This window comes from Paraburkholderia sp. FW306-02-B (genome assembly GCF_058782725.1).
Genome location: NZ_JBYSXZ010000002.1, coordinates 1,243,624 through 1,266,874, shown reverse-complemented (window position 1 = coordinate 1,266,874; position 23,251 = coordinate 1,243,624). Strand labels below are relative to the sequence as shown.

The window sequence follows — 23,251 nt, the reverse complement described above, 5'->3', positions numbered from 1 at the left end:
ACCAGCATGGATGCGATCTCTTACGAACGCGCCGGCGATGTTGCCGGCGCGCTGCGCGCCGCGCAGCAACCCGGCGCCGTGTTCATCGGCGGCGGCACCAATCTGCTCGATCTAATGAAGGGCGGCGTAGCGCGGCCGATGCGGCTGATCGATATCACGCACATCGACGGGCTCGATACGGTGACCACGCTGCCCGGCGGCGGCGTGCGCATCGGCGCGCTGGTGCGCAATAGCGATGCGGCCAATCACGCGCTGGTGCGCGAGCAATACCCGTTGTTGTCGCAAGCATTTTTGTCAGGCGCGTCGTCGCAACTGCGCAATATGGCGACCGTGGGCGGCAATCTGTTGCAGCGCACCCGTTGCGGTTACTTTTACGACACGGCTTTCACGCAATGCAACAAGCGCCTGCCCGGCAGCGGCTGCGCGGCGCTCGAGGGCCACAATCGCACTCACGCGATTCTCGGCGCGAGTGGGCAGTGCATCGCCGTCAACCCGTCGGACATGAGCGTGGCGCTGGCCGCGCTCGATGCCGTCGTGCGCGTGAGCAGCCCCAGCGGCGAGCGGACGATTCCGTTCGCGGAATTTCATCGCTTGCCGGGCAATCGGCCGGACGTCGATACCACGTTGCAGCCCGGTGAACTGATTACCGCCGTCGATCTGCCGCCCCCGCTGTTCAGCGCGCATTCCCACTATCTGAAAGTGCGTGACCGCGCCAGTTACGCATTCGCGTTGGTGTCGGTCGCCGCCGCCTTGCAACTCGACGGCGAGCGCGTGAAGACCGCGCGCATCGCGTTAGGCGGCGTCGCCCATAAACCGTGGCGCGCGAGCGTCGCGGAGCAGATGCTCGAGGGCCGGCCGCTCACGCAGGCAACGTTGCAAAACGCCGCCGCCGCCGCGTTACGCGATGCAAGGCCGCAGCACGACAACCGCTTCAAGGCGCAGCTCGCGCAACGCGCGATCGTACGCGCCGTCAATCAGGCCGCGGGCCGCGCAGGAGGTGTCGGATGAATCTGATCGGTCAACCGCTGGACCGCACCGACGGTCTGCTGAAAGTCACCGGCCAGGCGCGCTATGCCGCCGAGTTTCCCGAAGCGCGGCTTGCGCATGCGGTACTCGTCACCAGCACGATCGCGCGCGGCACCATCACGTCGATCGATGCGAACCGCGCGCAAGCGCTGCCCGGCGTGCTGCTGGTGATGACGTATCAGAACGCGCCGCGCCTGCCGAACGGCGGCCCGGCCGCGTTGACGCCGCCGGGCGGCCGCCGGTTGTCGCTGTTGCAGGACAACCAGGTTCACTACAACAACGAACCGGTCGCGGTGGTGGTCGCCGATACGCTGGAACATGCAACCGACGCGGCCCGCCAACTGCGCATCACCTATCAAGGCACGGCCGCGACGCTCGATTTCGCGCAGGCCAAGCCGAACGGACACGCACCGGATAGACCGCAAGGCCGGCAAACCGACACGCAACGCGGCAGCTTCGAGGACGGCATGCGCAGCAGCGCGGTGCACATCGACGCCACCTACACGACGCCCATGGAGCACCACAATCCGATGGAGCCGCACGCGACGATGGCGCGCTGGGACGGCCCGCAACTGACGCTCTACGACTCGACACAAGCCGTCAGCGGCACCGCGACGGTGGTCGCCAGGACGCTCGGCATGTCACCCGGCGACGTGCGCGTGATTTCGCCGTTCGTAGGCGGCGGTTTTGGTTGCAAGGGCTCGTCGTGGTCGCACGTGTCGTTGTGCGCGATGGCGGCGAAACAGACCGGACGTCCGGTGCGGCTCGTATTGGAGCGGCCGCAGATGTTCGGCCCGGTCGGCGGACGTCCGTGTACCGAGCAGCATTTAGTGCTCGCGGCACGCCGCGACGGCACCTTGACCGCGATACGCCACGACAGCATCTCGAACACGTCGACGATCGAAGACTGGACCGAGACCTGCTGTATGGTCACGCGCATGCTGTACGCGGTGCCGAATCAGGTGACCACGCACCGGCTCGTGCCGCTCAATGTGGGCACGCCGACCTACATGCGCGCGCCCGGCGAAACGACCGGTTCGTTCGCGCTCGAATCGGCGATGGACGAACTCGCGGTCGCGTTGAAGATGGACCCGCTCGCGCTGCGTATGAAGAACTACGCCGATGCCGATCCGCAGGAAAACAAGCCGTGGTCGAGCAAGGCCTTGCGCGAGTGCTATCGGCTCGGCGCCGAGAAATTCGGCTGGTCGCGGCGTACGCCCGCACCGCGTTCGATGCGCTCCGGCAATACGCTGATCGGCATGGGCATGGCGAGCGCGACCTATCCGGCCAATCGCGGCGAAGCCTCGGCCATCGCGCGGATTCTGCCGGACGGCACCGCGATGGTCGCTTCCGGCACGCAGGACCTCGGCACCGGCACGTACACGGTGCTGACCCAGGTCGCCGCCGATGCGCTCGGCTTCGCGCCGGAAAACATCCACTTCGCGCTCGGCGATTCGTCGCTGCCTAGAGCACCGGGGTCGGGCGGCTCGCAATCGGCCGCGAGCGTCTCGCCAGCGGTACACGATGCCGCGACCCAGGCGCGCAATCAGCTGATCGCGCTGGCGCTCGCCGATACCGCGTCGCCTGTGCACGGCATCGCGCCCGACGACATCATGGTAGAAAACGGCTGGGTCATGAGCCGCGCGCAACCGGCGCGGCGCGATCCGGCGGCAGCGATCATCGCGCGCGCCGGAGGCAAGCCGATCGAAGCCACCGCGACTGTCAAACCGGGCGACGAGAAGCAGAAGTACTCGCTCCACTCGTTCGGCGCGGTGTTCGTCGAAGTGCATGTCGATGCGGACCTCGGCACGATCCGCGTGCCGCGCGTGGTCGGCGTATATGACGTGGGGCGCGTGCTGAATCAGAAGACCGCGCGCAGTCAGCTGATGGGCGGCATCGTGTGGGGCGTGGGCGCGGCGTTGCAGGAAGAGACCTCGCTCGATGTGCGCTATGGGCGCTTCACCAACGCGAATCTCGCTGAGTATCACGTGCCGGTGAATGCCGATATCGGCTCGCTCGATATCACCTTCCTCGATCAGCCCGATCCGCATATCAACTCGCTCGGCGTACGCGGGATCGGCGAGATCGGCATCACCGGCGTGCCGGCGGCGATCGCAAATGCGGTCTATCACGCGACCGGTGTGCGCGTGCGCGATCTGCCGCTGACGCTCGATAAGGTGATGGGCACGGTGCGGGTGTGAGGCGGCGGACGTATGCACGGGTGCATGCATTGGCGCTTGCCTGCAACTGCGTTGCATCGCACAATCGTCCTCATCCCTTCTACCGGTGCCCGCCCATGGCCTATGCCTCGCTCGCCACCGGCGTGCTGCTCGCCGCCGGCTTCGGGTCGCGCTTCGATCCGGACGGCCTGCACAACAAACTGCTTGCGCGCATGCCCGACGGCACGCCGGTCGCCCACGAAGCCGCACATCGGCTGCTGCGGGTCGTCACGCGGGTGCTGGCCGTGGTACGGCCGGGCTCGGACGCACTCGCGCGCTTACTGAACGACGCCGGTTGCGACGTGGTGTTTACCGCCGACGCGGCGCGCGGCATGGGCGCGAGCCTCGCCGCCGGCATCGAGGCCAGCGAGGATGCCGAGGGCTGGATCGTCGCGCTCGCCGACATGCCGCGTATCGCCGTCACGACGATCGAAGCCGTGGCGCACGCGCTCGATGGCGGCGCTTCGCTGGTCGCGCCGTTTTACCAGGGACAGCGCGGCCATCCGGTCGGCTTCGGCATCAAGCACCGCGACGCACTGTTGACGCTCGACGGCGACACCGGCGCACGCTCGCTGCTGACTTCGCAGCATCTGATGCGGCTGAATGTCGACGACGCCGGGATTCTGCGCGATGTGGATACGCCAGAAGATTTGCGCAATGTCTAGCGCTGGCGCGATCGGAGCGGATTCCAGGCCGGCACGCTTGATCCGGGTCCGTGTTTAGGCACATACTGTACATCCATACAGTATTTTAGCCACATGGATTGGCGCGTCCGCATGCAACGCATTCCGATCGAACCGTCTTTTGCCGCATGGCGGCGCGCCGCGCGAGCGCTGCTGCGGCAAGGTGTCGAACCAGGACAGATCGAGTGGATCGAGTCCGACGGTGCGGCGGCCCACGGCGAAAACGGCAATAGTGGCAGTGGCGCGGCCCGGCAAGATATGCGCTCTTCGGCGGCGGGCGGCACTGAGGCCGCTTCCGGTACTTCAGGCACATCAAACGCTTCGGGCACCGCCACCACTGCCACCGCCTTTGCCGTCCCCACGATTCCCCGCGAACTGCTCGCCCGGCTGAAAACGGCTGGCTGCTTTCGGGCGCCGGACCGCTGGGCGCTGTTGTATCGCGTCCTGTGGCGTTGGACGCACGGCGAGCGCAATGTCCTCGATCCCGATGACGCCGACGGCGCGCTGCTCGATCAACGCATCCAGGCCATCGAGCGCGAAACGGACGATCTGCTCGCCCTTACGCTATTCAGACGGCGCGATCCCTCGATGGGCCCGCCTGAATTCGTCGGCTGGTACGAACCGCATCATGACCTGCTGGAGCGCGCCGCCGCGCGATTCGCACCCCGCACGGGCGATTCCACGTGGACGCTGACCACCCCGCGCGGCGCGGCATTCTGGAACGGGATGCTGCTGCGCATCGACCAACCGCTTCCTGACGAAGCCGCTTATGCCACTGAGGCCACTGAGGCCGCTCAGGCGTCAGGCGCGAGCGCCATGACCGGCGAAGCCATCACCAGCGAGCCCACTGAAGCGCTCTGGCTCGCGTATTACGCCTGCGCCTTCAATGCGGCGCCATCTTCCGTGCCGCTGCGCTACTGGAGAACGCCGCCCGCCGGCCCGCCATTGCCTGCGCACCTCGCGCGCGCGCGCAGCCGGCTTGGCGCACAAAGCGCCCCTGTCACCGTGCCGGATGCGCCGCCGGTCGAGTATTCGGCGCTGACGCCACCGTTTCGCGAGCCTACCGGGCCGCTTGCCACCTGCAGACGGTGCGCGTTATGGCGCAACGCGACGCACGCGGTCGCGGGCGCCGGGCCGGCACATGCGGCGATCATGGTGGTCGGCGAACAACCCGGCGAGCACGAAGACCGGCAAGGCGAGCCCTTCACCGGACCGGCCGGCCAGTTGCTGGATGCCGTGCTCGCGCGCGCGGGCGTCGGGCGCGCGGCGCTGTATCTGACCTATGCCGTCAAGCATTACAAATGGGAATTGCTTGACCAGCAGCGCGTCCACCGCACGCCCGCGCGGCGCGAGGTCGAAGCTTGCCAGTACTGGCTCGAAGAAGAACTCACGCGGATCGCGCCGCGCGTCGTCGTCACGCTCGGCCCGACCGCGCTGAAAGCGCTGACCGGCGCGCACGTCAATCTGTCCGAATACCTCGGTCAGACGATCGCCCACGACGGGCGCCTGATCGTGCCGACCTACCATCCGTCGTATGCGCTGCGAACCGCCGACACCCGCTTACGCAACGACATCGAGGCGACGATCGTGACGGCGTTCAGCCGCGCGGCGAAGCTGGTGGAGGGCTGAGCAGCGCCGCCCCGCGCCAGCATGCGCGCCGAATGCCCGCCCGCCAACCTTGCGAGCAGTGTAAAAGCTGCTTCAAACCGCGCTAACGACCAAATACGGACCCAATGCGGACCAGACAGCGTTGCGCCCCGGGCAACAATTTGCCGAACGCAGCATGCTGTTTGAAGGTGAGGAAGTACGGGAGACGCCAAAACCGCAACGGTGAGCATCTGCGGGAGGCAAGTACTAGCCAGGTGCCGGGCACGTGCCGGATCGCCCCGGCCGGGCATGCCGCTTGCGCGTGCGAAGACTGTCACGCAAGCCGCGCCGATTCCGCCTAAGCTGATGTGACGCCGCGATCCCGAGCGCAACACGTAGACAGCAAATGAGCGGCGAACGAGCGGCGAATGCGGCCTGCGCGTATCCCACACCACCATACGATCCATGAGCGAAACCAGCCCGCGCCTTTTCATCGTGTCCCCCCATTTCGACGACGCCGTGTTCAGTTGCGGCGCGCTGCTCGCCGCGCATCCCGATGCCGCGGTCTGCACGGTATTCGCCGCCCCGCCCGAGCACCAGATGCATACCGAATGGGATGAAAAGTCGGGGTTCAAGGACGCTTATCAGGCAGTCCACGCGCGCACGCTCGAGGACAACCGCGCGCTCGAGGTGCTCGACGCGATTCCGCTGCGCATGCCGTTTCGCGAAGGCCAGTACCTCGACACGCCGTCGATCGTCACGTTGGCGGCGGCACTCGAAGAAACCATTTACCGCTCGACCGCCAACACGCTGCTGATGCCGCTCGGCCTGGATCACGCCGACCACGAACGGGTGTTCGAAGCCTGCTGCGAAATCCTGCCGCGCTTGTCGCATCTCACGTGGTTCGGTTACGAGGAAGCGATTCACCGGCGCACGCCCGGCGTCGTGCAGGCGCGGTTCGCCGATCTGGCGCGGCGCGGCATCGTTGCGACGCCGGCCCACCCGAGCGCGCGTCACACGATCGATCTGGCGCGCCAGGCGCTGCTCAAACGCGAAGCGGTCAACGCGTACGAAAGCCAGCTGCGCGCTTTCGGCGCGGGACATTACGACGACGTTTTCGCCCCCGAACGTTACTGGCAACTCAGCGTGGGCCGTCGCGCGAAAAAGTAAGCGCCCGGAGCGTGTTGAATCGCCTACGCTTGAAGAGAAAGGCAGGCGTGCCCAGGCGTGTACTCAGCCGCCGCCGGCCGTACCGGTCCACTTCTTCGCTACAAGGTGATGCAATGAGCTACGACATGCATACCAGTCCGATTCCCGATCCGCACGCCGATCCGACCCGCGACCCGGAAGGCGATCCGCTGGTGCCGCCGTCGCCCGGCCATCACAACGAAGAGCCGCAGCGGCCGGAGGGGCCGCCGGACAAGGATCCGGTGTGAGACCGGGCGTTCATGAATACCGTCACGAGCGACGACGCGGACATCAGCGAGTGAGTTCGGTGAAGCCTTGCAGCAGGCGGTCGATATCGGCGGCGTGGATGTTGCCCATTGTCGAAATGCGGAACAGTTCGGCCGACAGGCCGCCCTGGCCGGCATAGATGACGAAACCGCGCGCCTTCAATGCGTCGTGCAGTTGCGGATACGACACGCCGTCCGGCAAGCGATACGCCCGCAGCACCACCGACGATTGCGCCGGCGGCAACGCACTGCCGATGCCCCGCTCCGCCAGACCCGCGCGCGCCTGCTCGGCGAGCGCGGCGTAACGCGCATGACGCGCGCGCCAGCCGCCTTCGTCGGCGATTTCGCGCAATGCTTCGACCAGTGCGTAGTACGCGTGGACCGACGGCGTGAACGGCGTGTTGCGCTGATCCTGCAAACGCGCCAGACGCCCGAGGTCCAGATAATACGTGCGGCTCGCCGCTTGCGCGAGCGCAGCGCGCCGCACCAGCACGAACGACGCGCCCGGCACGCCATGCAGGCACTTATTCGCGGTTGCCGCGACGGCGTCGAGACTGGTGTCCGCGAAATCGATCGCTTCCGCGCCGAAGCTGCTGACGCCGTCCACCAGCAGGCGCAGACCACGCTCGCGGCACAGCGCGCCGAGCGCTTGCAGATCGTTCAGGCGGCCGGTCGTCGTTTCATGATGAATCACGGCGACGTGCGTGAACGCTTTGTCCGCGTCGAGGTGTTCAGCAATCTTCGCAAGATCCGGCGCCCGCATCCAGTCGTGTTTCAGCGACTCGTGTGCAATACCGTACTGGGTGGCGATTTGCGAAATGCGCTCGCCGTACACGCCGTTTTCGATCACCAGCAGCTTGCCGTTCTGCGGCACCAGCGCGGCGGTCATGCTTTCCACGGCCGCGGTGCCGGAGCCGGTCATCAGCACCGCTTGCCACGCTTCGGCGTCAAGCCCATAGAGCTCGACCAGGCGCGTGCGCGCTTCTTCCTGCAAATCGAAAAACTCGCTTTCGCGATGGCACAGATCCGTTTGCAGCAGGCTGTTGCGGACGCGTTCGGTGAGCGTCACCGGGCCGGGATTGAGCAGCAGCATTAGCGCACTCCTTGAGCAGCGCCGATGTGGCGCATCAGACGCGTCTTCACATCGGGCGGGGTGATAGTGGGACGCGGCAGACCATCCGGTGTGCCGCGGCGGATCGCCAGACGCGCAAAGCGCGGACCGTCGAGCGGCGGCGCTTCGAACAGCGCGTCGATCACGTTCAGGCTGTCGCTTTCGACCGCCGATGCGTAACCACATGCCGCGGCGACACCGGCAAACGACACGTGCGACGACACCGTCGCCTGACCGCCGGTCGAGTCGTGCACACCGTTGTCGAGCAGCACGTGCGTGAGATTCGCCGGACCGTATGCGCCGAGCGTCGCGAACGCGCCCATGCGCATCAGCGCGGCGCCGTCGCCGTCGAGCGCGACGACGTGCAGGTCGGGGCGCGCCAGGGCGAGGCCCAACGCAAACGGCGTCACGCAACCCATCGAGCCGACCATATACAACTGGTTCGGACGATCGTCGATTGCGTAAAGTTCGCGGCCGCAAAAGCCCGTCGACGCCAGCACCACCGTGGATTCGAGCGGTGTGTATGCGATGACTTTCTTCAACGCGTCGTGACGTGACGCCAATTCATGCGCCGCCACGTTCCTGAACCGCGAACGCGGTGCAGCCGGCACGCGGCGCGCGCCTGCATGGCTCTCTTTCAGTTCATATGGCGCGACACTGCCCTTCTGCATCACGAGCGCATACGGACGGCCGGTTTCATCCATGTGAGCGATTGCGCGATCCAGCGCCGGGCCGATCGCGTCGGCTTCGGTGGGGAAGGTTTCCCACGGAATGTCCATCGTATCGAGCATGGCGGGCGTGACCGGGCCCATCAGCGCATGTTGCGGTTCGTCGGCGACGCCCGGCTGGCCGCGCCACGTGACGATCAGCAATTGCGGCAAGCGGAATGTCCACGTCAGCGAGGTCAACGGGCTCACTGCGTTGCCGAGCCCGGAGTTCTGCATCATCGTGATGCCGCGCCGGCCGTTTTGCGCGCCAAGCGTGACGCCCGCGATCAACGCGACCGCGTCGCCTTCATTGGCCGCGGACACGTAGTGCAGCGAATCATCCTGCAACACGTAGTTGATGAACGGCGTGAGATACGAACACGGCACGCCTGCGTACCAGTCGAAGCCGCGTTCGCGCGCCGCCTCGACGAATTGTGCGGCTTCGATCATTGCGCTGCTCCGCCGGCTGCGCCCTTGGCGTTGCTGGCATTGCTGTCGACGGCTGTCGCGAACGGCGCTTGCGCATGGGCAAAATCGCCGGCGCGACGGAAGTCTTCCAGGTCGTTCACACCGCGCCAGTGGCCGTGCACGTATTGCACGTCGATCGATTCGCCTGTTTCGATCAGCGCGTTCAGCAGCGCGGGCATGTCGAGCGAATCGAAATCCGGACGTGCCTGCAGCGTGGCGAGTACCGCTTGCAGACGCTCGCGGCCTTCACCGCGCACATTCAGCAGACCGACCCAGCGGCCATGCGGCGTTTGCGCAGCGATCGCCGACGCAGCCGCTTGCCCGCTCGATACGTGACGCAGCACGACCTTGTTGCCGAACAGACCACGGTCGTCGGCTGCCGAGCACCACGCGAAGTCGCGCACGCTGGCGTTTTCCGCGTCGGTCAGCGACGAATCGACCACCACGCTGAATGCCGCTTCGCTCTCGACCAGATCGCGCAGGATGTAGCTGCGGAACAGCAGATCGCCGTACGAGATGACCGTGTCGCCCGCGAGCTTGTCGACGGCGCAGGCGAGCGACGCGAGTTCGCCGGTTTGCGCGTGACGTTCGTTGACGACCAGCTTGACGCCGGCCGTATCGATTGCATCGGCGCGATAACCGCCGACCACCGTGATGTCGTTGACGCCCTGCTTCTTGAACGCATCGACGAGCCAGCGCAGGAGCGGCTTGCCCGCGATCGGCAGCATGACTTTCGGACGATCTTCGGTGACCGCTTCGAGGCCCGCGCCGCGGCTTGCCGCCAGTACGACTGCCGCGCTTGCCGCGCGTCCACCCGACAGATAGCGGTCTTCGGCTTCCGAGTATTCGTCTGCATCTTGCAGACGGAAGATTTCGTTGACTTCCGCGATGCTGTCTTCGACGTTGACGAGCGTTTCGCTGCTGTGAATTTCTTTGGCAACCGCTTGCATCGCCGAGGTAGCCGCGCGGATCAGATGATTCGCCCAGATGACTGTGCTGATGCCGGCTTCGCGGAACACTTCGGTGGGGGTGCTGTAGTACTTGGTCGGCACGATCACGAGCGGCCCGCGGCCGGCCCATTCGCGCGCGAACTCGAGGATTTCGTCCGGCCGCGAGAGCTTGCTGTGAATCAGGATCGCGTCGGCGCCTGCTTGCCGATAGGCTTCCGCGCGACGCAGCGCTTCGTCCATGCCCCAGCCGGCGATGAGCGCTTCGACGCGGGCGACGATCGAGAAGTGCTCATCGGACTGCGAGTCTTTACCGGCTTTGATTTTGCCGCAGAACTCATCCATATCGGCGAGCGGCTGGCGTTCGCCATTGATGAAGCTATTGGTTTTCGGGAATTGCTTGTCTTCGATGCAGACGCCGGCGATGCCGCGTTGTTCGAGTTTGCGCACGAGGCGGCGCACGTTGTTGAAGTTACCGTAGCCGGTATCGCCATCGAGGAGGATCGGCAGATCGCTGGCATCAGCCATGAATTCGAGGGTATCGACGACTTGCGTCCAGCTGGCTTCGTTGTTGTCGCGCACGCCGTATTGCGCGGAAATTGCGAGGCCCGAACCCCAGATTGCTTTGAAGCCTGCTTCGCGGACGATGCGGGCGGAGAGACCGTTGTGGGCCTCCATCATGAATTCGAGTTCATTGCTAATGAGCATTTGGCGCAGGCGCGCGCTGCGGGAGGCGGTGATGAATGCAGGTTCACGGGCGTTCATGTTTTTGCTTTGCTCCTTGTGACGGGCTATTGGTGTTTTTTTGCCCGGCTGGCGGCTTTGGAAAATGGCGACTATAGCTGAAATCGTTTTTATGCGTCTTTTTGCTGGTATTCGGGTTTTCTGTTGTTGTGGTTAAGTGGAAAAATGTGTTGTTTTTTGCATTTCCCATGCAATGGGGGTTTGATTTTTTCTGGTTTTGGATTTGGTTGGCGTCTTGTGGTTTTATGAGGCTTCGCCTTGATGGGATTGGGTTGATGGGTTTTTGTTTTGTCTTTTTGCCTTTGGCGATTTTGGTGGTTTTGAGGTTTTTAATATCTGGTTTCATTCCCCCCTGCATTAATTTTTATATCGGTTTGTTAGCGTTTTCCACTGTGCTGATTGCCTGCTCGGCGCTTTGGTTGTTGTGCCTGCGGCGTTGGCCTTTCCTTGCTTTGTTATCGGTTTATTAGCGTTCCCCCTGTGCGGGGGAGCACCTACTTTTCTTTGCCTGCCGCAAAGAAAAGTAGGCAAAAGAAAGCGGCTTTACACCGCCAGCTCTTAAGCGGGTCCCCTGGCTTGGAGGAGGCAGTGGAGCATCTGGAATCTGTGCCCTCGCACACTCGGCGTGAGTGACAAGGCCGTCATTCTTCCGGCGGCGCTGCGCGCGCCGCAGCGGTACCGCTCAAAACCAATGGGGACGTATGCGCTTCCGGCATCATTCTTCCCGCGTCGCACTGCGTGCTCGCCGGAACGGTCTGCAAGGGAAACCCGTGACTTCGTTTTGGTTTGGTGGGAGCCATCGGCTTCGCCTCGGCGAGGCGCTGAATTGCGAAAGTACGAGCCACTTCGCCGAACAAGAAGCAGTTGTGGAATTGCAGGCCACTCGCCGAACGAAATGCAATTGTGGAATTGCAGGCCACTCGCCGAACGAAATGCAGTTGTCGAAGTGCGGGCCACTCCGCTGAACGAAACGCGGCCGCGAGTTACGCCAGCGCAGCAAAGGCAAGCCGTTACGCTTGAACAACCGCAAGCGCCGGAAGCACCCGACGGTTTTTTGAAGTACCGCCACGGCGCGCGCAGCGCCGCCGGAAGTATGACGGCCTTGTCACCAGGGCGGAATGTGCGGGAACACCGATTCCAGATGCTCCACTACCTCCTCCAAGCCAGGGGACCCGCTTCAAAGTTAGCGGTGTAAAGCCGCTTTCTTTGCTTACTTTCTTTGCGGCGGCAAAGAAAGTAAGTGCCCGCCCCGCACAGGGGCGACGCTAATAGACCACTAACAAATCAAGGAAAGGCAACGCCGTAGGCACACAACCAAAGCGCCGAGCAGGCAAAAACCCAGGAAAAGGCCACCGCCGCAGACGCACAGACCAATGCCGCCGCCAAAGGCAAAAAAAACCAATAAACAGACAAATGAAAAAATAAAACAACGGGTTTCCCCTCCCTGCGGAGCACCCAACACCAAGCCGTAAACACAGTCAGCGACAAGCCACTCGCTGCAAGCGACCAAACCCGACCGACCACTTGCGAAAGCAAACCCCCATTGCTATGACTCTGAACAAAAAACTAGCCTCAATGATCGCCGTCCTCTGGATCGGCCTGATCCTGATCGGCGGCTTCGGCGCATGGCAAAACCGCGCCTCCATGATTGCCGATCGCCGCGATCAACTCACCTCGCTGATCGACCAGGCGAACCACATCGTCAACCGCTATTACACGCTCGCGCAACAACACACGATCACCGAAGAAGAAGCCAAAAAACAGGCGCTGGAAACGCTAGCCGCCATGCGCTACGGCAAAGACGGCTACATCTCCATCAACGACTCGCAGCCCGTCATGCTGATGCATCCGATCAAGAAGGAACTGGTCGGCAAAAACATGGCGCAGTTCGCCGACCCAGCTGGCAACCATCTGTTCGTCGACATCGTCAACGCAGGCAATCGCGACGGCGGCGGCTTCGTCGACTATATGTGGGCGAAGCCCGGCAGCGACCAGCCCGTCGCGAAGACCAGCTACGCACTCCACTTCGCGCCGTGGGACTGGTATCTCGTCACCGGCATGTACATGGACGACGTGCAGCGCGCCTTCTACGCCAGTCTGCTGCGCTGGCTCGTCATTACCGTGACGCTCGGCGTGATCGCCACGGCCGTCATGCTGCTGGTCCTGCGCAGCATCCGCCGCACGCTCGGCGGCGACCTGGAAGTGGCCGTCGAGGCAGCCCAACTCATGGCGCGCGGCAACCTCGCCACGCGCGTGCCGGTTCGACAGGAAGACACCGGCAGTCTGCTGCACGCACTCCACACCATGCAGGCCGGTCTCGTCGATACGGTTTCGCGCGTGCGCCAGGGCACCGAAAACATCAATATCGGCGCGACCGAAATCGCCGCCGGCAACACGGATCTCTCGCAACGCACCGAAGAACAGGCAGCGGCGCTCGTCGAAACCGCATCGAGCATGGATCAGATGACGGTCAACGTGAAGCAGAACGCGGACAGCGCGCAGCAAGCAGCGCAACTCGCCGGTCAAGCCGCGGATGTGGCCACACGCGGCAGCCGCGTGGTCGACGACGTGGTCCGCACGATGGGCGAAATCACCAGCAGCTCGCGGCAGATCGGCGACATCATCGGCGTGATCGACGGCATCGCGTTCCAGACCAACATCCTCGCGCTCAACGCTGCCGTCGAAGCGGCCCGCGCGGGCGAACAGGGGCGCGGCTTCGCCGTCGTCGCCGCGGAAGTGCGCAGCCTCGCACAACGCTCGGCCACGGCCGCCAAGGAAATCAAGGCGTTGATCGAAACGTCTACCGGTACCGTCGAAGCGGGCGCCGCGCTGGTCGCCAACGCCGGTTCGACAATGAGCGAGATCGTGCAATCGGTGCGCCGCGTCAATGAAATCCTCGAGGAGATCAGCAACGCATCGCGCGAACAAAGCGCGGGCATCGAGCAGGTCAATCGCGCGGTCGGCGAAATGGATCAGGTCACGCAGCAGAATGCGGCGCTCGTCGAGCAGGCCGCCGCCGCGGCCCATTCGCTGAAAGATCAGGTGGGCGTGCTGCGCGAGGCGATTTCGAGTTTCGCTCTGCCTGCTTGAGGCCCGGTCTCCAGAGCGCGGCGCAGCACACAAAAAAAGAAGGCGCTCAACAGGCAGAGAGCGCCTCTTAACACGCCGCGTCGGAATCGACGCATTAATCGAACGAACCAGCCGCGCGGATTCTTCAAACCGCGCGGCTTTTTTTCTTGTCCGCTCCACATACGGTGCCCGCTTTTCAGCAAACGCGCACCACGCTTATCACACCCGGGACCGCAACCAGGTTAAGCCGAATTTGGCATTGCCGAATTCGGCTTAAGGCATTTTCATCGGAACCCGCCGCTTCCGATAATGGCCGCTTTCAAACGCGCGTCTCGCGGCAAGCTCCGCCGGGGAGCATCCCGAGCGCCGTCCCATCAAGGCTCGCCGTCATGTTGCTACACCTCCTTTACCTGCTCGCAATCGTCGCCGAAGCCATGTCCGGCGCGCTGATGGGCATGCGCCGCGGTATGGATCGCTTCGGCCTGTGTCTCGTCGGCACCGTCACCGCGCTCGGCGGTGGCACGGTGCGCGATGTGTTGCTCGGCCGCTATCCGCTTGCATGGGTCTCGCATCCAGATTACGTTCTGATTACAATCGGGGCGACAACGATCGCCGCGGCAGGCGCGAGGTGGCTGCGCAACTGGCAACGACTGTTCGTCACGGTCGACGCGATCGGCCTGATCGCCTTCACGATCATCGGCTGCGACGTCGCGGCGACGGTGGACGTGAGCCCGGCGATCGTCGTGCTGGCCGGCGCGATCACCGGCGTATGCGGCGGCATGCTGCGCGATGTGCTGTGCAATCAGGTGCCGCTCGTGTTGCGCAAGGAACTGTACGCCAGCATCGCGCTCGGCGCGGGTGCGCTGTACGTGGCTTTGCAAGCCTGCGACGTGGCGCCGGAGCCGGCCTCGGTCATCGTGCTGGCGGGCGGTGTCGCGGTACGCATGCTGGCGGTGCGGTTTCGTTGGCAACTCAAGGTATTCACCACCGCCGATTCGGGCGGTACCGGCTAATCCCGCTGCACGCCACACGCGTGCGGCTTTCGCTCAAGGAGCACGCTCGACAGTCACGCGTTACGGGCCGCCGGCTTTGCCGGTTTGCCTCGCGGCGCACCGCTGTTCGTATCCGCCCCCATGATCCAGAAGAAGAAATCGCAGTCGCACGATCCGTACGCGCCCGTCGCGAAGAACCATTTGCTGAGCGCGCGCCTGCCGATGTGGCGCTCGAAACTCGTCGTCCTGCTGGTGTTCGGCGCCTTCGCGTCACTGGCGGCCCGCGCGTTCTGGGTGCAGGTGGTGAATCAGGACTTCTACGTCGATCAGGGGCAAAAGCGCTATCAGCGCACCATCGAACTCGATGCGACACGCGGGCGGATCGTCGATCGCAATGGCTCGATGCTTGCTGTGAGCCTCGCGACCTACGAAATCTGGGCCACGCCTAAGCTGCTCGACGAAGCTGCCTTCCCGCCGCTCTCGAAGCTGCTCGACTTGCCGCTGGCGGAGTTGCGCCGGCGGCTCACCGCCGACAAGACCTTCGTGCTGCTCAAACGCCAGGTGGACGCGGACACCGCGGCTCACGTCGGCAAACTGGGGCTCGCCGGCATCACGCAAATCGCCGATTCGAAGCGCTTTTATCCGGAGGGCGAATCGGCGGCCCACGTGGTCGGCTTCACGGATATCGAGGACAACGGCCAGGAAGGCGTCGAACTCGCCGCCAATGAGCAGTTGCTCGGCGTGCCCGGCCAGCGCGAAGTGATCCGCGACCGTTTGGGCCGGGTCGTCTCCGAGACCGGGCCGCTGGTGCCCGCGCAGCACGGCGAAACCATCCAGTTGACAATCGACCGGCGGATTCAACAGCTCGCGTATGCGCAGCTGAAAGCGGCGATCGCCAAACACCACGCCGAAGCCGGCAGCGTGGTCGTGCTCGATGCCCGTAATGGCGAGATCCTGGCGCTGGCCAATTATCCGAGCTTCGATCCGAACGACCGCGCCCGGCTGACCGGGCGGCAACTGCGCAATCGCGCGGTGGTCGACACCTTCGAGCCCGGCTCGACGATCAAGCCGGTGGTGGTCGCGCTGTCGATCGATCAGGGCAAGGTGCGGCCGCAAAGCATCATCGATACGGCGCCGGGCTGGTACAGGATCGGCCCGGCGGTAATTCACGACACGTCGAATCACGGCGCGATGACCGTCGCCGAAGCGGTGCAGAAGTCGAGCAACATCGCGCTCGCCAAGCTCGCGCTGAATCTACCCGCCGAAACGATCTGGACCAAGTATCAGGAATACGGGCTCGGGCTCAGACCCGATCTGACCTTTCCGGGCGTCGCGTCGGGCAAGGTGCGCCCGTACAAACGCTGGCGTCCGATCGAACAGGCGACCATGGCGTATGGCTACGGCCTGTCGACGTCGCTGCTGCAGATTGCCCAGGTCTACACGGCATACGCCGGCGACGGCACCATGCATCACGTGAGTCTGTTGCGGGATCCGGCGAGCACCGCAAGCAGTGCCACCGCCGGTAGCGCGGCGGCCGATGCGCCGGTGACCGCGCGCAAGGGCCAGACGGTCACGACGCCCGCCACCGCGCGCGCGATCCGCTCGATGCTGGAAATGGCCACCGGCCCCGGCGGCACGGGACGCGCCGCGGCGGTGGAAGGCTACCGGATCGGCGGCAAAACCGGCACGGCACGCAAACAGGTCGGCGCGAGCTACGCGAAAAACCGCTACCGTGCATTGTTTGTCGGCATGGCCCCGATGAGCGACCCACGCCTGATCGTCGCGGTGATGATCGACGATCCGGCCGGCAAGGCGTTCTACGGCGGGACCGTGGCCGGGCCGGTGTTCGGCGCGGTGACGGGCGGCGCGTTGCAGTTGTTGGGCGTGCCGCCGGATGCCACGAGAGCGATCGATGCATTCCCCCCGCAAGCAAGCTAAGGAACAGCCATGACGAATCGCACTTTGACGACCGCGGCAGGTGCGCCGGTCGGCGATAACCAGAACTCGGAAACCGTCGGCCCGCGCGGCCCGATCACGCTGCAGGACTTCTGGCTGATCGAAAAACTCGCGCATTTCGACCGCGAAGTCATTCCCGAACGCCGCGTGCATGCAAAAGGCTATTTCGCGGACGGCGAGCAAGCGGCTTTCACGCCGGCCAACATCGTGCCGGGCATCGGCTTCTCGCCGGATCGTCTGTTGCAAGGCCGGTTGTTCTCGTACGGCGACACGCATCGCTACCGGCTCGGCGTGAATCACCATCAGATTCCGGTGAATGCGCCGCGTACCGCGAGCCTGAACACCTACCACCGCGACGGCGCGATGCGCGCGGACGGCAATCTCGGCAGTACGCCGAACTATGAGCCGAATTGTTTTGGGGCTTTTCCGCAGGACCCGTCGGTCAACGAGCCGCCGCTGGCAGTGGAAGGCGCGATCGAGCGCTACAACCATCGCGAGGACGACGACTACTACAGCCATCCGCGCGCGCTGTACAAGTTGTTCGATGCAGCCCAGCGCGAGCGCTTCTTCCGGAACATCGCTGAAGCAATGGCGGGCGTGCCGAAAGATATCGTCGAGCGGCAATTGGCGCTGTTCGAAAAGGTCGACCCGAGTTACGCCGAAGGCGTGAAGAAAGCGCTCGGCAAAGCGGGGCCCGCTTCGGAAACGGCCCGGTCTTAAGCACCTCGCTTTTCAACGCGCCCTGCCGGTTGCGCACGCAACCGGTTGAAGGCGCGGGGCATGCCTGACCAGCCACTCGTCCCGTGCCGCCCTGGAAGCTATTAACGTTGCACGTTATCGCTGGCCGGTTTCGCAATCGCCTCGACGCGATTGCGGCCATTGCGTTTGGCCTGGTACATCGCGCGATCGGCTTCATCCATCATCGCCCGGCCAAGCGTGGCCGCATCCGCCGGCGCGCCGCTGATCGTACGCGCCGCCACGCCTATCGACACGGCCAACGCGATCCGCTCGCCGTGGTCGTCCTGCAGATCCAGTTTTTCGACCGCCAGCCGCACGCGCTCGGCGACCGTCAGCGCATCGCCTCGATCGCCTTGCAGCAGCGCCGCGAACTCCTCGCCGCCGTAACGCGCCACGGTATCGCCAAGACGCACCTGCTGCCGCACACAAGCTGCCACTGCCGCCAACGCGCGGTCGCCGGTCTGGTGGCCGTAGGTGTCGTTGATACGCTTGAAGGAGTCGATATCGATGAACAGGCAAGCGACCGGCACCGCATAGCGCGCTGCGCGCACGATCTCCTCGCGCAGCCGCTCGTCGAAGTAACGGCGATTGGCGAGGCCGGTCAGCGCATCGGTCATGCCGAGTTGCTTGAGACGTTCGCGATGCGCGACATTGTCGAGACTTGCCGTGACGATGCTGGCAAAGCGTTCCAGAATGTCCGTGGCCATGCCCTCGCCGAAACGTGCGGGGTCGTCACTACCGAGGCCAAGATAGCCGCTGATTGTGTCGCCGGCGGCAAGCGGCAGCACGATCGCGCTCGCCGGCAAGTCATCTTCGCCGAAGAATGCGCTGCGTGTGGGTTCGTCCAGTTCGCGTACCTGACCCAACCACGGCTGGCCCGCGCCGCACAGACGCTGCGCGGCGAGTCCCCCTTCGCGCGACGTTTTCAGACTAGCCTGGCCAAGGGTATCCAGGACGCTCGGCTCGAGCAGTTCGAGCAGCATCGGCGCGCGGTCGTCGAGCCATAGCGTGACGCTCGCCAGCGAGAATTCTTGCGGCAGATGGCTGAACAGCGTATCGAGAAACGACGCGAAATCCTGCGCGCCGATCAAACGCAATTCGACGCTCTGGAAGCGGCGCAGTGTGCGCTCGTTGTGCTGCACGGTATCGACGAGCGCGCGCAGGCGATCGGAAAGCGGCGTTTGGGCGAGGTTTGTCACGTTATCAGCGATGCGCCCGGAGGCGAGGCGGGGTCAGCGGCCCCAACCACTGTAATAACGGCCGATTTAGCCGGTTCTTGAGGGTAGGATCGCCACCGACGTCCTCGCGGCGGACCCGGCGTTTCAGCAATCGCTTCATTCGAAGCGTCGCGGCGCTTTTACATGCGATCTTAAGTTTGGCTTAATTCTTACCTGTAACTATGGCACCCAACATCCCCTGTTGAGCCGCCAAAACATCGGCGGCGTTTTTTTCTCCGGGGTGTCGCCGACGCGCCGAAAGATCGCATGCCTGCGAAGAAGGAGTCAAACGATGGTTGAAGACACGGTATTCGAGCATCTGCGCGCCATGCCCGGCAACGACTGGGTGCGTCAGATCCACTCGTGCAAGGTCTCGGACCCATTGCAGCACCCTTGGGGACGCTCGTACAGGCTCGTCGAATGGACCATGAAACACACGCCCGAATCGAGTCGCCGCGTGGTGCCCGCGGAAAGCACGCCACTTGAAATCGCTCAGGCGGTCGTGTCGCACATTCCGGGGCGCCGGTTTTGCCAGCAAGGCGACGAGTAGCCCCGCACTCAGCCACTCAGTTTTTCGCGCGTTTGGCCAGTTCTTCGCGATACAGCGCGAACTCCTCCGCCACCGCTTTCGCGACGCTCGGCCGTTGCATCAATCGCTTGTAGTAATCAGCGACCGCCGGCCATTGCGACAGATCGATGCCGCCGTACGACGCCCAGTTCAGCACGGTGACCAGATAGGCGTCGCCCACGCTGAAAGCGTCGAGCAGGTACTCGTTTTGCGCGAAATGATTCTGCAGGACACCTAGCCGCAATGCGGCCTTGTCGCGCGCATAGCGCTTCACATCCTCTGGCGCGTGCTCATCGAGCAGCGGAACGAACACCGCCTTGTGCAATTCCGTACTGATAAAACCCAGCCATTGTTGCAACCGCGCGCGCTGCGGCGTGCCCACGGCCGGCGCGAGCCGCGCGGCCGGAAAACGGTCGGCGACGTACGGCAGGATCGCCGTATTTTCGCTCAACAGCCAGCCTTCATCGGTACGCAACACCGGCACCTGCCCGAGCGGGCTGATCGGATAGAAGTCAGAACCGTCGGACAGCCGCTTCGATTTCGTATCGACCTGAATGTATCCGGCCTGCGCCCCTGTCTCATACAACGAGATCCGGGTAGCCATCGAACACGCAAGCGGAGAGAAGTACAGATCCATGAGTCGACTCCCTGTGGTTAGTGTTTTTGTACTATATTGCATATAAATCACTTTTGCCATAATTTTTATGCCGACCAGTACAAAAAAAGCAGTGCGTCCACGTGGACGCCCCCGTGCCTATGATTCCGACCAGGCGCTCGCCGACGCGAGAGACGTGTTCTGGCGCAGCGGCTATGCGGGCACCTCTCTGGATCAATTGAGCGCCGCGACCGGCATGAACCGGCCGAGCCTGTACGGCGCATTCGGCGACAAACACGCGTTATATCTGACGACGCTCGAGCGCTATATCGAGGCCGGCCGGCTCGCGATGGTTCAGGCACTCGGCGAAGATCTGCCATTACCGCAAGCACTGCTGCGCGTTTATGACGGCGCGCTCGCGTGGTATTTGCCGGCGGGCAGCGATCAGCTCGGCTGCTTCATGATCGGCACGGCCGCGGTCGAAGCGGTGGATGACGCCGAGGTACGCGCCGCACTTGCCGAAGGACTGCGGACCTACGACAAGACCTTCGAGAAGCGCTTCAAGCTGGCACAGGTCCAAGGCGAACTGCAAGCGGATGCCGAACCTGCGCTGCTCGCGAAGATCGCGTCAGCGATTCTGCACAGCCTCGCGCTGCGCGCCCGCGCGGGCGATTCGCGCGCGTCGCTGCGAGCGACAGCCGTCGCCGGTGTGGCGCTGATATGCGGCGGCGCGGGAGAATCGCCTGCGCCGGCAAACAAAGCCGCAGCGAAGAGGCGCGCCGGGTAAGGGTGGCGCCCGGCGAAAAACGGATGCGTTAGAAATTAACCAGGCGTTGTGGTCGAATCAAAATACGCCAATGCGTCGTCCAGACGATCGCTGCCCCAAAACATTTCATTGCCGGCAAAGAATGTCGGCGCGCCGAAGATGCCTTTGGCCGCGGCCGCTGCCGTCTGTTCGCGCAAGCGCAATTTGTTGGCGTCGCTTTGCGCGTCGGCGATGATCTGCTGCGCGGGCAAGCCCAATTCGCCGAGCACCTCGCTCACCACGTCGATTGAGGCTATATCGCGGTCGAGTACGAAATTCAGTTGCATGATGTTGCGGCAGTACGCGGCGATCCAGCGCTGATCAGCGCCAAGCAGCGCCACGCGCGTCGCCAGCAACGCGGTACGTGGGAAAGTCGTCGGGCGCGTCCATGCGAGGCCGTATTTGCGGCACTGCCGTTCCATGTCTTTCCACACGTAGGCGCCCTTCTCCTTGTGCAACACGAACGGCGAGTTGTCGAAACCGAGGGCGCGGAAGATCGGTCCCAGCAAAAAGGGACGCCAGCGAACCGATACGCCTCGCTGCGCGGCCTGCGCTTCGATACGCATGACGCTCAAATAGCTGTAATTGCTGCCGAAGTCGAACCAGAACTCGATTTCGGGCGCACCGGCATTCACGGAAGACAACACAGCGTCATTCATTTTCGCCTCTCTGATTCCTGCGCAGCGCGATATCGCGTTCAATAGTTCGGGATGCTCTTCATTAAGTATTGCAATGCGTTTTTTGCAATACTTAACAGTCGCAGGAAATTGTTCTGCCTATGATGGCCCATCCGCTCACCACGTTTATGGTTGCGCCATGAGCTATCCGTATGACGTCCTGATTGCCACGTGTCTTTTCATCATCGTCATCTCCACGACGATCATGCTCGCGCTTTCCTGAACCTCTATCGCGCTCCGCCCGTCCCGAGGGATTGCAAGCGCTCGAACGCCGCGTACGCGTTTCCGTAAAAAGACGGGATATACTGTACATATATACAGTACTTTTCGTCTGACTAATGCGCCTTCCCCCTTTCGACCCGCCGACGCTCGCCGAACTGCGCGCCTGGTGGCGCACCCGCGACGAGCAGGCCGTCCAGCGGCTGATTCTCGAGATCCAGCGCCAGCGACTCACGCTGCTGGAGTTGCGCAACCTGATCGACGCCGGCGTCCAGCAGGCGCGCGCAACGGATCGCGCATTGGTCGAACGCGGCGAACCGCTGATGACGCTGCGCATACGGATCGCACAGGAAGTGCTGCGCGCCGGCGACATCGACGATACGCGGCAGATGAGCCGTGCCGAACAGGAGCGGCTGGCCGTCCGCACGCAAGGCCAGATGGAGTACGCGCGAGAAGGCCGCTTGAGACGGCAGCGCCGAAACATCTAGCCGCGGCGTGGCGGCGCTCGCCGGCCACGTAAAACGGGCTGGCGCGCGGCTGAGTCAGAACGACAGAGTCAGCGCGTTTGCGTCGCTACGCGCAGCCCGAGCGAAATGAACAGCACGCCGATGATCCTGTTCTGCCAGCGGCTAAGCCACGTCAGGCGTTTGACGAGCTTGCCCAACGGACGAATGGTCAACACGATAAGCGTTGTATAAAGCGCGCTCATGCCAACGAAGATCAGTCCGAGCGTCGCGAACTGCAGGAATGAAGAACCATGCTCGGGATGGACGAACTGCGGCAGGAACGCGAGGAAAAACAACGCCGTCTTGGGGTTCAACACTTCAGCGGGAATCGCCTGAAAAAAGGCTTTGGAAGCCGACACGGGCGCGACTGCCGGCATATGCGTGCTCGCCTGCTTTTCGCGCAATGCACGAATGCCCAGATAGACGAGGTACGCGGCGCCGACGAATTTGACGGCATTGAAGGCGAGTGCGGAAGTCATCAGCAACGCCGACAGTCCGACCGATGCGCCTAGCGTATGAATGAAATCGCCAACCGCAACGCCAAGGCCGGTGAGAATGCCCGCCTTTCGACCGCCATGCACGGTGCGCGTCAAAACCAGCAGTACGGCTGGACCGGGAATCAGAAACAGCCCTAGTACGACGGCAACGAACGTCCCTAGTGTTGAAAGATCAAGCATGTCGTCTCCTTGGTGACGCGCTGTCTTCAGAGGACTTCAGATGACAATTGGACGCGCGTTCAGCCAACGATTGTAGACGAACACACGAAGTTTGGATTTGCGCGGCGCGCGAACGTGTTGGGACGTCTCTTACGATTATGCGTGGAGACATGTGAAGATACCGCGAGGAAAGCGTCACGCGCGCCGGTGTGCGCGCAATGTGAAAAAAGCGGGGGGAAAGCGTGACGAACCACCAGATGAGGAGTCTGGTTTCGCCCCAGCCGGGAGCTCGATTCGCCACGTCCAC

The 23,251-nt window shown here is 63.7% G+C and carries 21 protein-coding genes; 13 read left to right on the top strand and 8 right to left on the bottom strand.

Features of this window, described 5'->3' with window-relative positions:
- The first annotated feature begins 6 nt into the window (after nt 1-6).
- The 6 genes from AC3WOG_RS26780 to AC3WOG_RS26755 all read left to right on the top strand — a co-directional run bounded on the left by AC3WOG_RS26780 (nt 7) and on the right by AC3WOG_RS26755 (nt 6,951).
- Complete coding sequence (locus tag AC3WOG_RS26780) at nt 7-1,008, top strand: FAD binding domain-containing protein (RefSeq protein WP_492580880.1); 1,002 nt, start codon at nt 7-9, stop codon at nt 1,006-1,008.
- Complete coding sequence (locus AC3WOG_RS26775) at nt 1,005-3,227, top strand: xanthine dehydrogenase family protein molybdopterin-binding subunit (protein ID WP_492580879.1); 2,223 nt, start codon at nt 1,005-1,007, stop codon at nt 3,225-3,227. The genes AC3WOG_RS26780 and AC3WOG_RS26775 overlap by 4 nt, the downstream gene beginning before the upstream one ends.
- A gap of 95 nt (nt 3,228-3,322) precedes the next feature.
- On the top strand, nt 3,323-3,910 hold the full coding sequence (locus AC3WOG_RS26770; RefSeq protein WP_492580878.1) for a nucleotidyltransferase family protein: 588 nt from the start codon (nt 3,323-3,325) through the stop codon (nt 3,908-3,910).
- A gap of 111 nt (nt 3,911-4,021) precedes the next feature.
- On the top strand, nt 4,022-5,557 hold the full coding sequence (locus AC3WOG_RS26765; protein ID WP_492580877.1) for a UdgX family uracil-DNA binding protein: 1,536 nt from the start codon (nt 4,022-4,024) through the stop codon (nt 5,555-5,557).
- A 423-nt stretch (nt 5,558-5,980) separates the two neighbouring features.
- Nucleotides 5,981-6,685, top strand: coding sequence for a PIG-L deacetylase family protein (locus AC3WOG_RS26760; RefSeq protein ID WP_492580876.1), 705 nt, complete (start codon nt 5,981-5,983; stop codon nt 6,683-6,685).
- A 113-nt stretch (nt 6,686-6,798) separates the two neighbouring features.
- A complete protein-coding gene (locus AC3WOG_RS26755; protein ID WP_341316182.1) occupies nt 6,799-6,951 on the top strand; it encodes a hypothetical protein in 153 nt (50 codons plus the stop codon).
- Between the two features lie 43 nt (nt 6,952-6,994).
- Here the strand turns inward: AC3WOG_RS26755 and AC3WOG_RS26750 are convergent, their stop codons facing one another.
- The 4 genes from AC3WOG_RS26750 to AC3WOG_RS26735 are packed head-to-tail and all read right to left on the bottom strand — an operon-like array spanning nt 6,995 to nt 11,292.
- On the bottom strand, nt 6,995-8,062 hold the full coding sequence (locus AC3WOG_RS26750) for a 2-aminoethylphosphonate aminotransferase (RefSeq protein ID WP_492580875.1): 1,068 nt from the start codon (nt 8,060-8,062) through the stop codon (nt 6,995-6,997).
- Entirely contained in the window at nt 8,062-9,237 is a 1,176-nt protein-coding gene (gene aepY / locus AC3WOG_RS26745; RefSeq protein ID WP_492580874.1) for a phosphonopyruvate decarboxylase, read from the bottom strand. The genes AC3WOG_RS26750 and aepY overlap by 1 nt, the downstream gene beginning before the upstream one ends.
- Entirely contained in the window at nt 9,234-10,967 is a 1,734-nt protein-coding gene (gene aepX / locus AC3WOG_RS26740) for a phosphoenolpyruvate mutase (RefSeq protein ID WP_492580873.1), read from the bottom strand. The genes aepY and aepX overlap by 4 nt, the downstream gene beginning before the upstream one ends.
- A complete protein-coding gene (locus AC3WOG_RS26735) occupies nt 10,954-11,292 on the bottom strand; it encodes a hypothetical protein (protein ID WP_492580872.1) in 339 nt (112 codons plus the stop codon). Before AC3WOG_RS26735 ends, aepX begins: the two co-directional genes overlap by 14 nt.
- Nucleotides 11,293-12,494: 1,202 nt before the next feature.
- Between AC3WOG_RS26735 and AC3WOG_RS26730 the strand changes: the two genes are divergently transcribed.
- The 4 genes from AC3WOG_RS26730 to AC3WOG_RS26715 all read left to right on the top strand — a co-directional run bounded on the left by AC3WOG_RS26730 (nt 12,495) and on the right by AC3WOG_RS26715 (nt 17,683).
- Nucleotides 12,495-14,036: a methyl-accepting chemotaxis protein gene (locus tag AC3WOG_RS26730; protein WP_492580871.1), complete on the top strand. Its 1,542-nt coding sequence runs from the start codon at nt 12,495-12,497 to the stop codon at nt 14,034-14,036.
- Between the two features lie 368 nt (nt 14,037-14,404).
- Nucleotides 14,405-15,028 carry a trimeric intracellular cation channel family protein gene (locus AC3WOG_RS26725; RefSeq protein WP_492580870.1) on the top strand — a complete coding sequence of 208 codons (624 nt, stop codon included), beginning with the start codon at nt 14,405-14,407 and terminating at the stop codon, nt 15,026-15,028.
- Nucleotides 15,029-15,148: 120 nt separating this feature from the next.
- A complete protein-coding gene (locus AC3WOG_RS26720; protein ID WP_492580869.1) occupies nt 15,149-16,945 on the top strand; it encodes a peptidoglycan D,D-transpeptidase FtsI family protein in 1,797 nt (598 codons plus the stop codon).
- 9 nt (nt 16,946-16,954) lie between these two features.
- A complete protein-coding gene (locus AC3WOG_RS26715) occupies nt 16,955-17,683 on the top strand; it encodes a catalase (protein ID WP_492580868.1) in 729 nt (242 codons plus the stop codon).
- Between the two features lie 101 nt (nt 17,684-17,784).
- On the opposite strand, the gene AC3WOG_RS26710 is transcribed toward AC3WOG_RS26715, so the two are convergent.
- On the bottom strand, nt 17,785-18,900 hold the full coding sequence (locus AC3WOG_RS26710) for a GGDEF domain-containing protein (RefSeq protein WP_492580867.1): 1,116 nt from the start codon (nt 18,898-18,900) through the stop codon (nt 17,785-17,787).
- Nucleotides 18,901-19,210: 310 nt separating this feature from the next.
- Between AC3WOG_RS26710 and AC3WOG_RS26705 the strand changes: the two genes are divergently transcribed.
- Entirely contained in the window at nt 19,211-19,468 is a 258-nt protein-coding gene (locus AC3WOG_RS26705) for a DUF2866 domain-containing protein (protein ID WP_341316191.1), read from the top strand.
- A 16-nt stretch (nt 19,469-19,484) separates the two neighbouring features.
- On the opposite strand, the gene AC3WOG_RS26700 is transcribed toward AC3WOG_RS26705, so the two are convergent.
- A complete protein-coding gene (locus AC3WOG_RS26700; RefSeq protein WP_492580866.1) occupies nt 19,485-20,123 on the bottom strand; it encodes a glutathione binding-like protein in 639 nt (212 codons plus the stop codon).
- Between the two features lie 91 nt (nt 20,124-20,214).
- Between AC3WOG_RS26700 and AC3WOG_RS26695 the strand changes: the two genes are divergently transcribed.
- Nucleotides 20,215-20,868 (top strand): TetR/AcrR family transcriptional regulator, encoded by a 654-nt coding sequence (locus tag AC3WOG_RS26695; protein WP_492580865.1) that lies wholly within the window; start codon nt 20,215-20,217, stop codon nt 20,866-20,868.
- Nucleotides 20,869-20,903: 35 nt separating this feature from the next.
- On the opposite strand, the gene AC3WOG_RS26690 is transcribed toward AC3WOG_RS26695, so the two are convergent.
- The gene (locus AC3WOG_RS26690) at nt 20,904-21,545 is read right to left on the bottom strand and encodes a 2-hydroxychromene-2-carboxylate isomerase (RefSeq protein WP_492580864.1); all 642 of its coding nucleotides are present in this window, start codon (nt 21,543-21,545) and stop codon (nt 20,904-20,906) included.
- A 356-nt stretch (nt 21,546-21,901) separates the two neighbouring features.
- Here AC3WOG_RS26690 and AC3WOG_RS26685 point away from each other — a divergent pair, with 356 nt between their 5' ends.
- Nucleotides 21,902-22,270, top strand: a complete 369-nt coding sequence (locus tag AC3WOG_RS26685) for a hypothetical protein (protein ID WP_492580863.1) — start codon at nt 21,902-21,904, stop codon at nt 22,268-22,270.
- A gap of 68 nt (nt 22,271-22,338) precedes the next feature.
- Here AC3WOG_RS26685 and AC3WOG_RS26680 read toward each other — a convergent pair whose 3' ends face one another.
- Nucleotides 22,339-22,965 carry a LysE family translocator gene (locus AC3WOG_RS26680; protein ID WP_492580862.1) on the bottom strand — a complete coding sequence of 209 codons (627 nt, stop codon included), beginning with the start codon at nt 22,963-22,965 and terminating at the stop codon, nt 22,339-22,341.
- Nucleotides 22,966-23,251 lie beyond the last annotated feature (286 nt).

Bases quoted from the DNA above. Each gene is read 5' to 3' on its own strand.
- AC3WOG_RS26690 (WP_492580864.1), bottom strand. From the start codon at position 21,545: ATGAATGACGCTGTGTTGTCTTCCGTGAATGCCGGTGCGCCCGAAATC.
- AC3WOG_RS26700 (WP_492580866.1), bottom strand. From the start codon at position 20,123: ATGGATCTGTACTTCTCTCCGCTTGCGTGTTCGATGGCTACCCGGATC.
- AC3WOG_RS26730 (WP_492580871.1), top strand. From the start codon at position 12,495: ATGACTCTGAACAAAAAACTAGCCTCAATGATCGCCGTCCTCTGGATC.
- AC3WOG_RS26755 (WP_341316182.1), top strand. From the start codon at position 6,799: ATGAGCTACGACATGCATACCAGTCCGATTCCCGATCCGCACGCCGAT.
- aepY (WP_492580874.1), bottom strand. From the start codon at position 9,237: ATGATCGAAGCCGCACAATTCGTCGAGGCGGCGCGCGAACGCGGCTTC.
- AC3WOG_RS26735 (WP_492580872.1), bottom strand. From the start codon at position 11,292: ATGAAACCAGATATTAAAAACCTCAAAACCACCAAAATCGCCAAAGGC.
- AC3WOG_RS26685 (WP_492580863.1), top strand. From the start codon at position 21,902: ATGCGCCTTCCCCCTTTCGACCCGCCGACGCTCGCCGAACTGCGCGCC.
- AC3WOG_RS26775 (WP_492580879.1), top strand. From the start codon at position 1,005: ATGAATCTGATCGGTCAACCGCTGGACCGCACCGACGGTCTGCTGAAA.
- AC3WOG_RS26725 (WP_492580870.1), top strand. From the start codon at position 14,405: ATGTTGCTACACCTCCTTTACCTGCTCGCAATCGTCGCCGAAGCCATG.
- AC3WOG_RS26770 (WP_492580878.1), top strand. From the start codon at position 3,323: ATGGCCTATGCCTCGCTCGCCACCGGCGTGCTGCTCGCCGCCGGCTTC.
- AC3WOG_RS26780 (WP_492580880.1), top strand. From the start codon at position 7: ATGGATGCGATCTCTTACGAACGCGCCGGCGATGTTGCCGGCGCGCTG.
- AC3WOG_RS26715 (WP_492580868.1), top strand. From the start codon at position 16,955: ATGACGAATCGCACTTTGACGACCGCGGCAGGTGCGCCGGTCGGCGAT.
- aepX (WP_492580873.1), bottom strand. From the start codon at position 10,967: ATGAACGCCCGTGAACCTGCATTCATCACCGCCTCCCGCAGCGCGCGC.
- AC3WOG_RS26680 (WP_492580862.1), bottom strand. From the start codon at position 22,965: ATGCTTGATCTTTCAACACTAGGGACGTTCGTTGCCGTCGTACTAGGG.
- AC3WOG_RS26750 (WP_492580875.1), bottom strand. From the start codon at position 8,062: ATGCTGCTGCTCAATCCCGGCCCGGTGACGCTCACCGAACGCGTCCGC.
- AC3WOG_RS26760 (WP_492580876.1), top strand. From the start codon at position 5,981: ATGAGCGAAACCAGCCCGCGCCTTTTCATCGTGTCCCCCCATTTCGAC.
- AC3WOG_RS26765 (WP_492580877.1), top strand. From the start codon at position 4,022: ATGCAACGCATTCCGATCGAACCGTCTTTTGCCGCATGGCGGCGCGCC.
- AC3WOG_RS26720 (WP_492580869.1), top strand. From the start codon at position 15,149: ATGATCCAGAAGAAGAAATCGCAGTCGCACGATCCGTACGCGCCCGTC.
- AC3WOG_RS26705 (WP_341316191.1), top strand. From the start codon at position 19,211: ATGGTTGAAGACACGGTATTCGAGCATCTGCGCGCCATGCCCGGCAAC.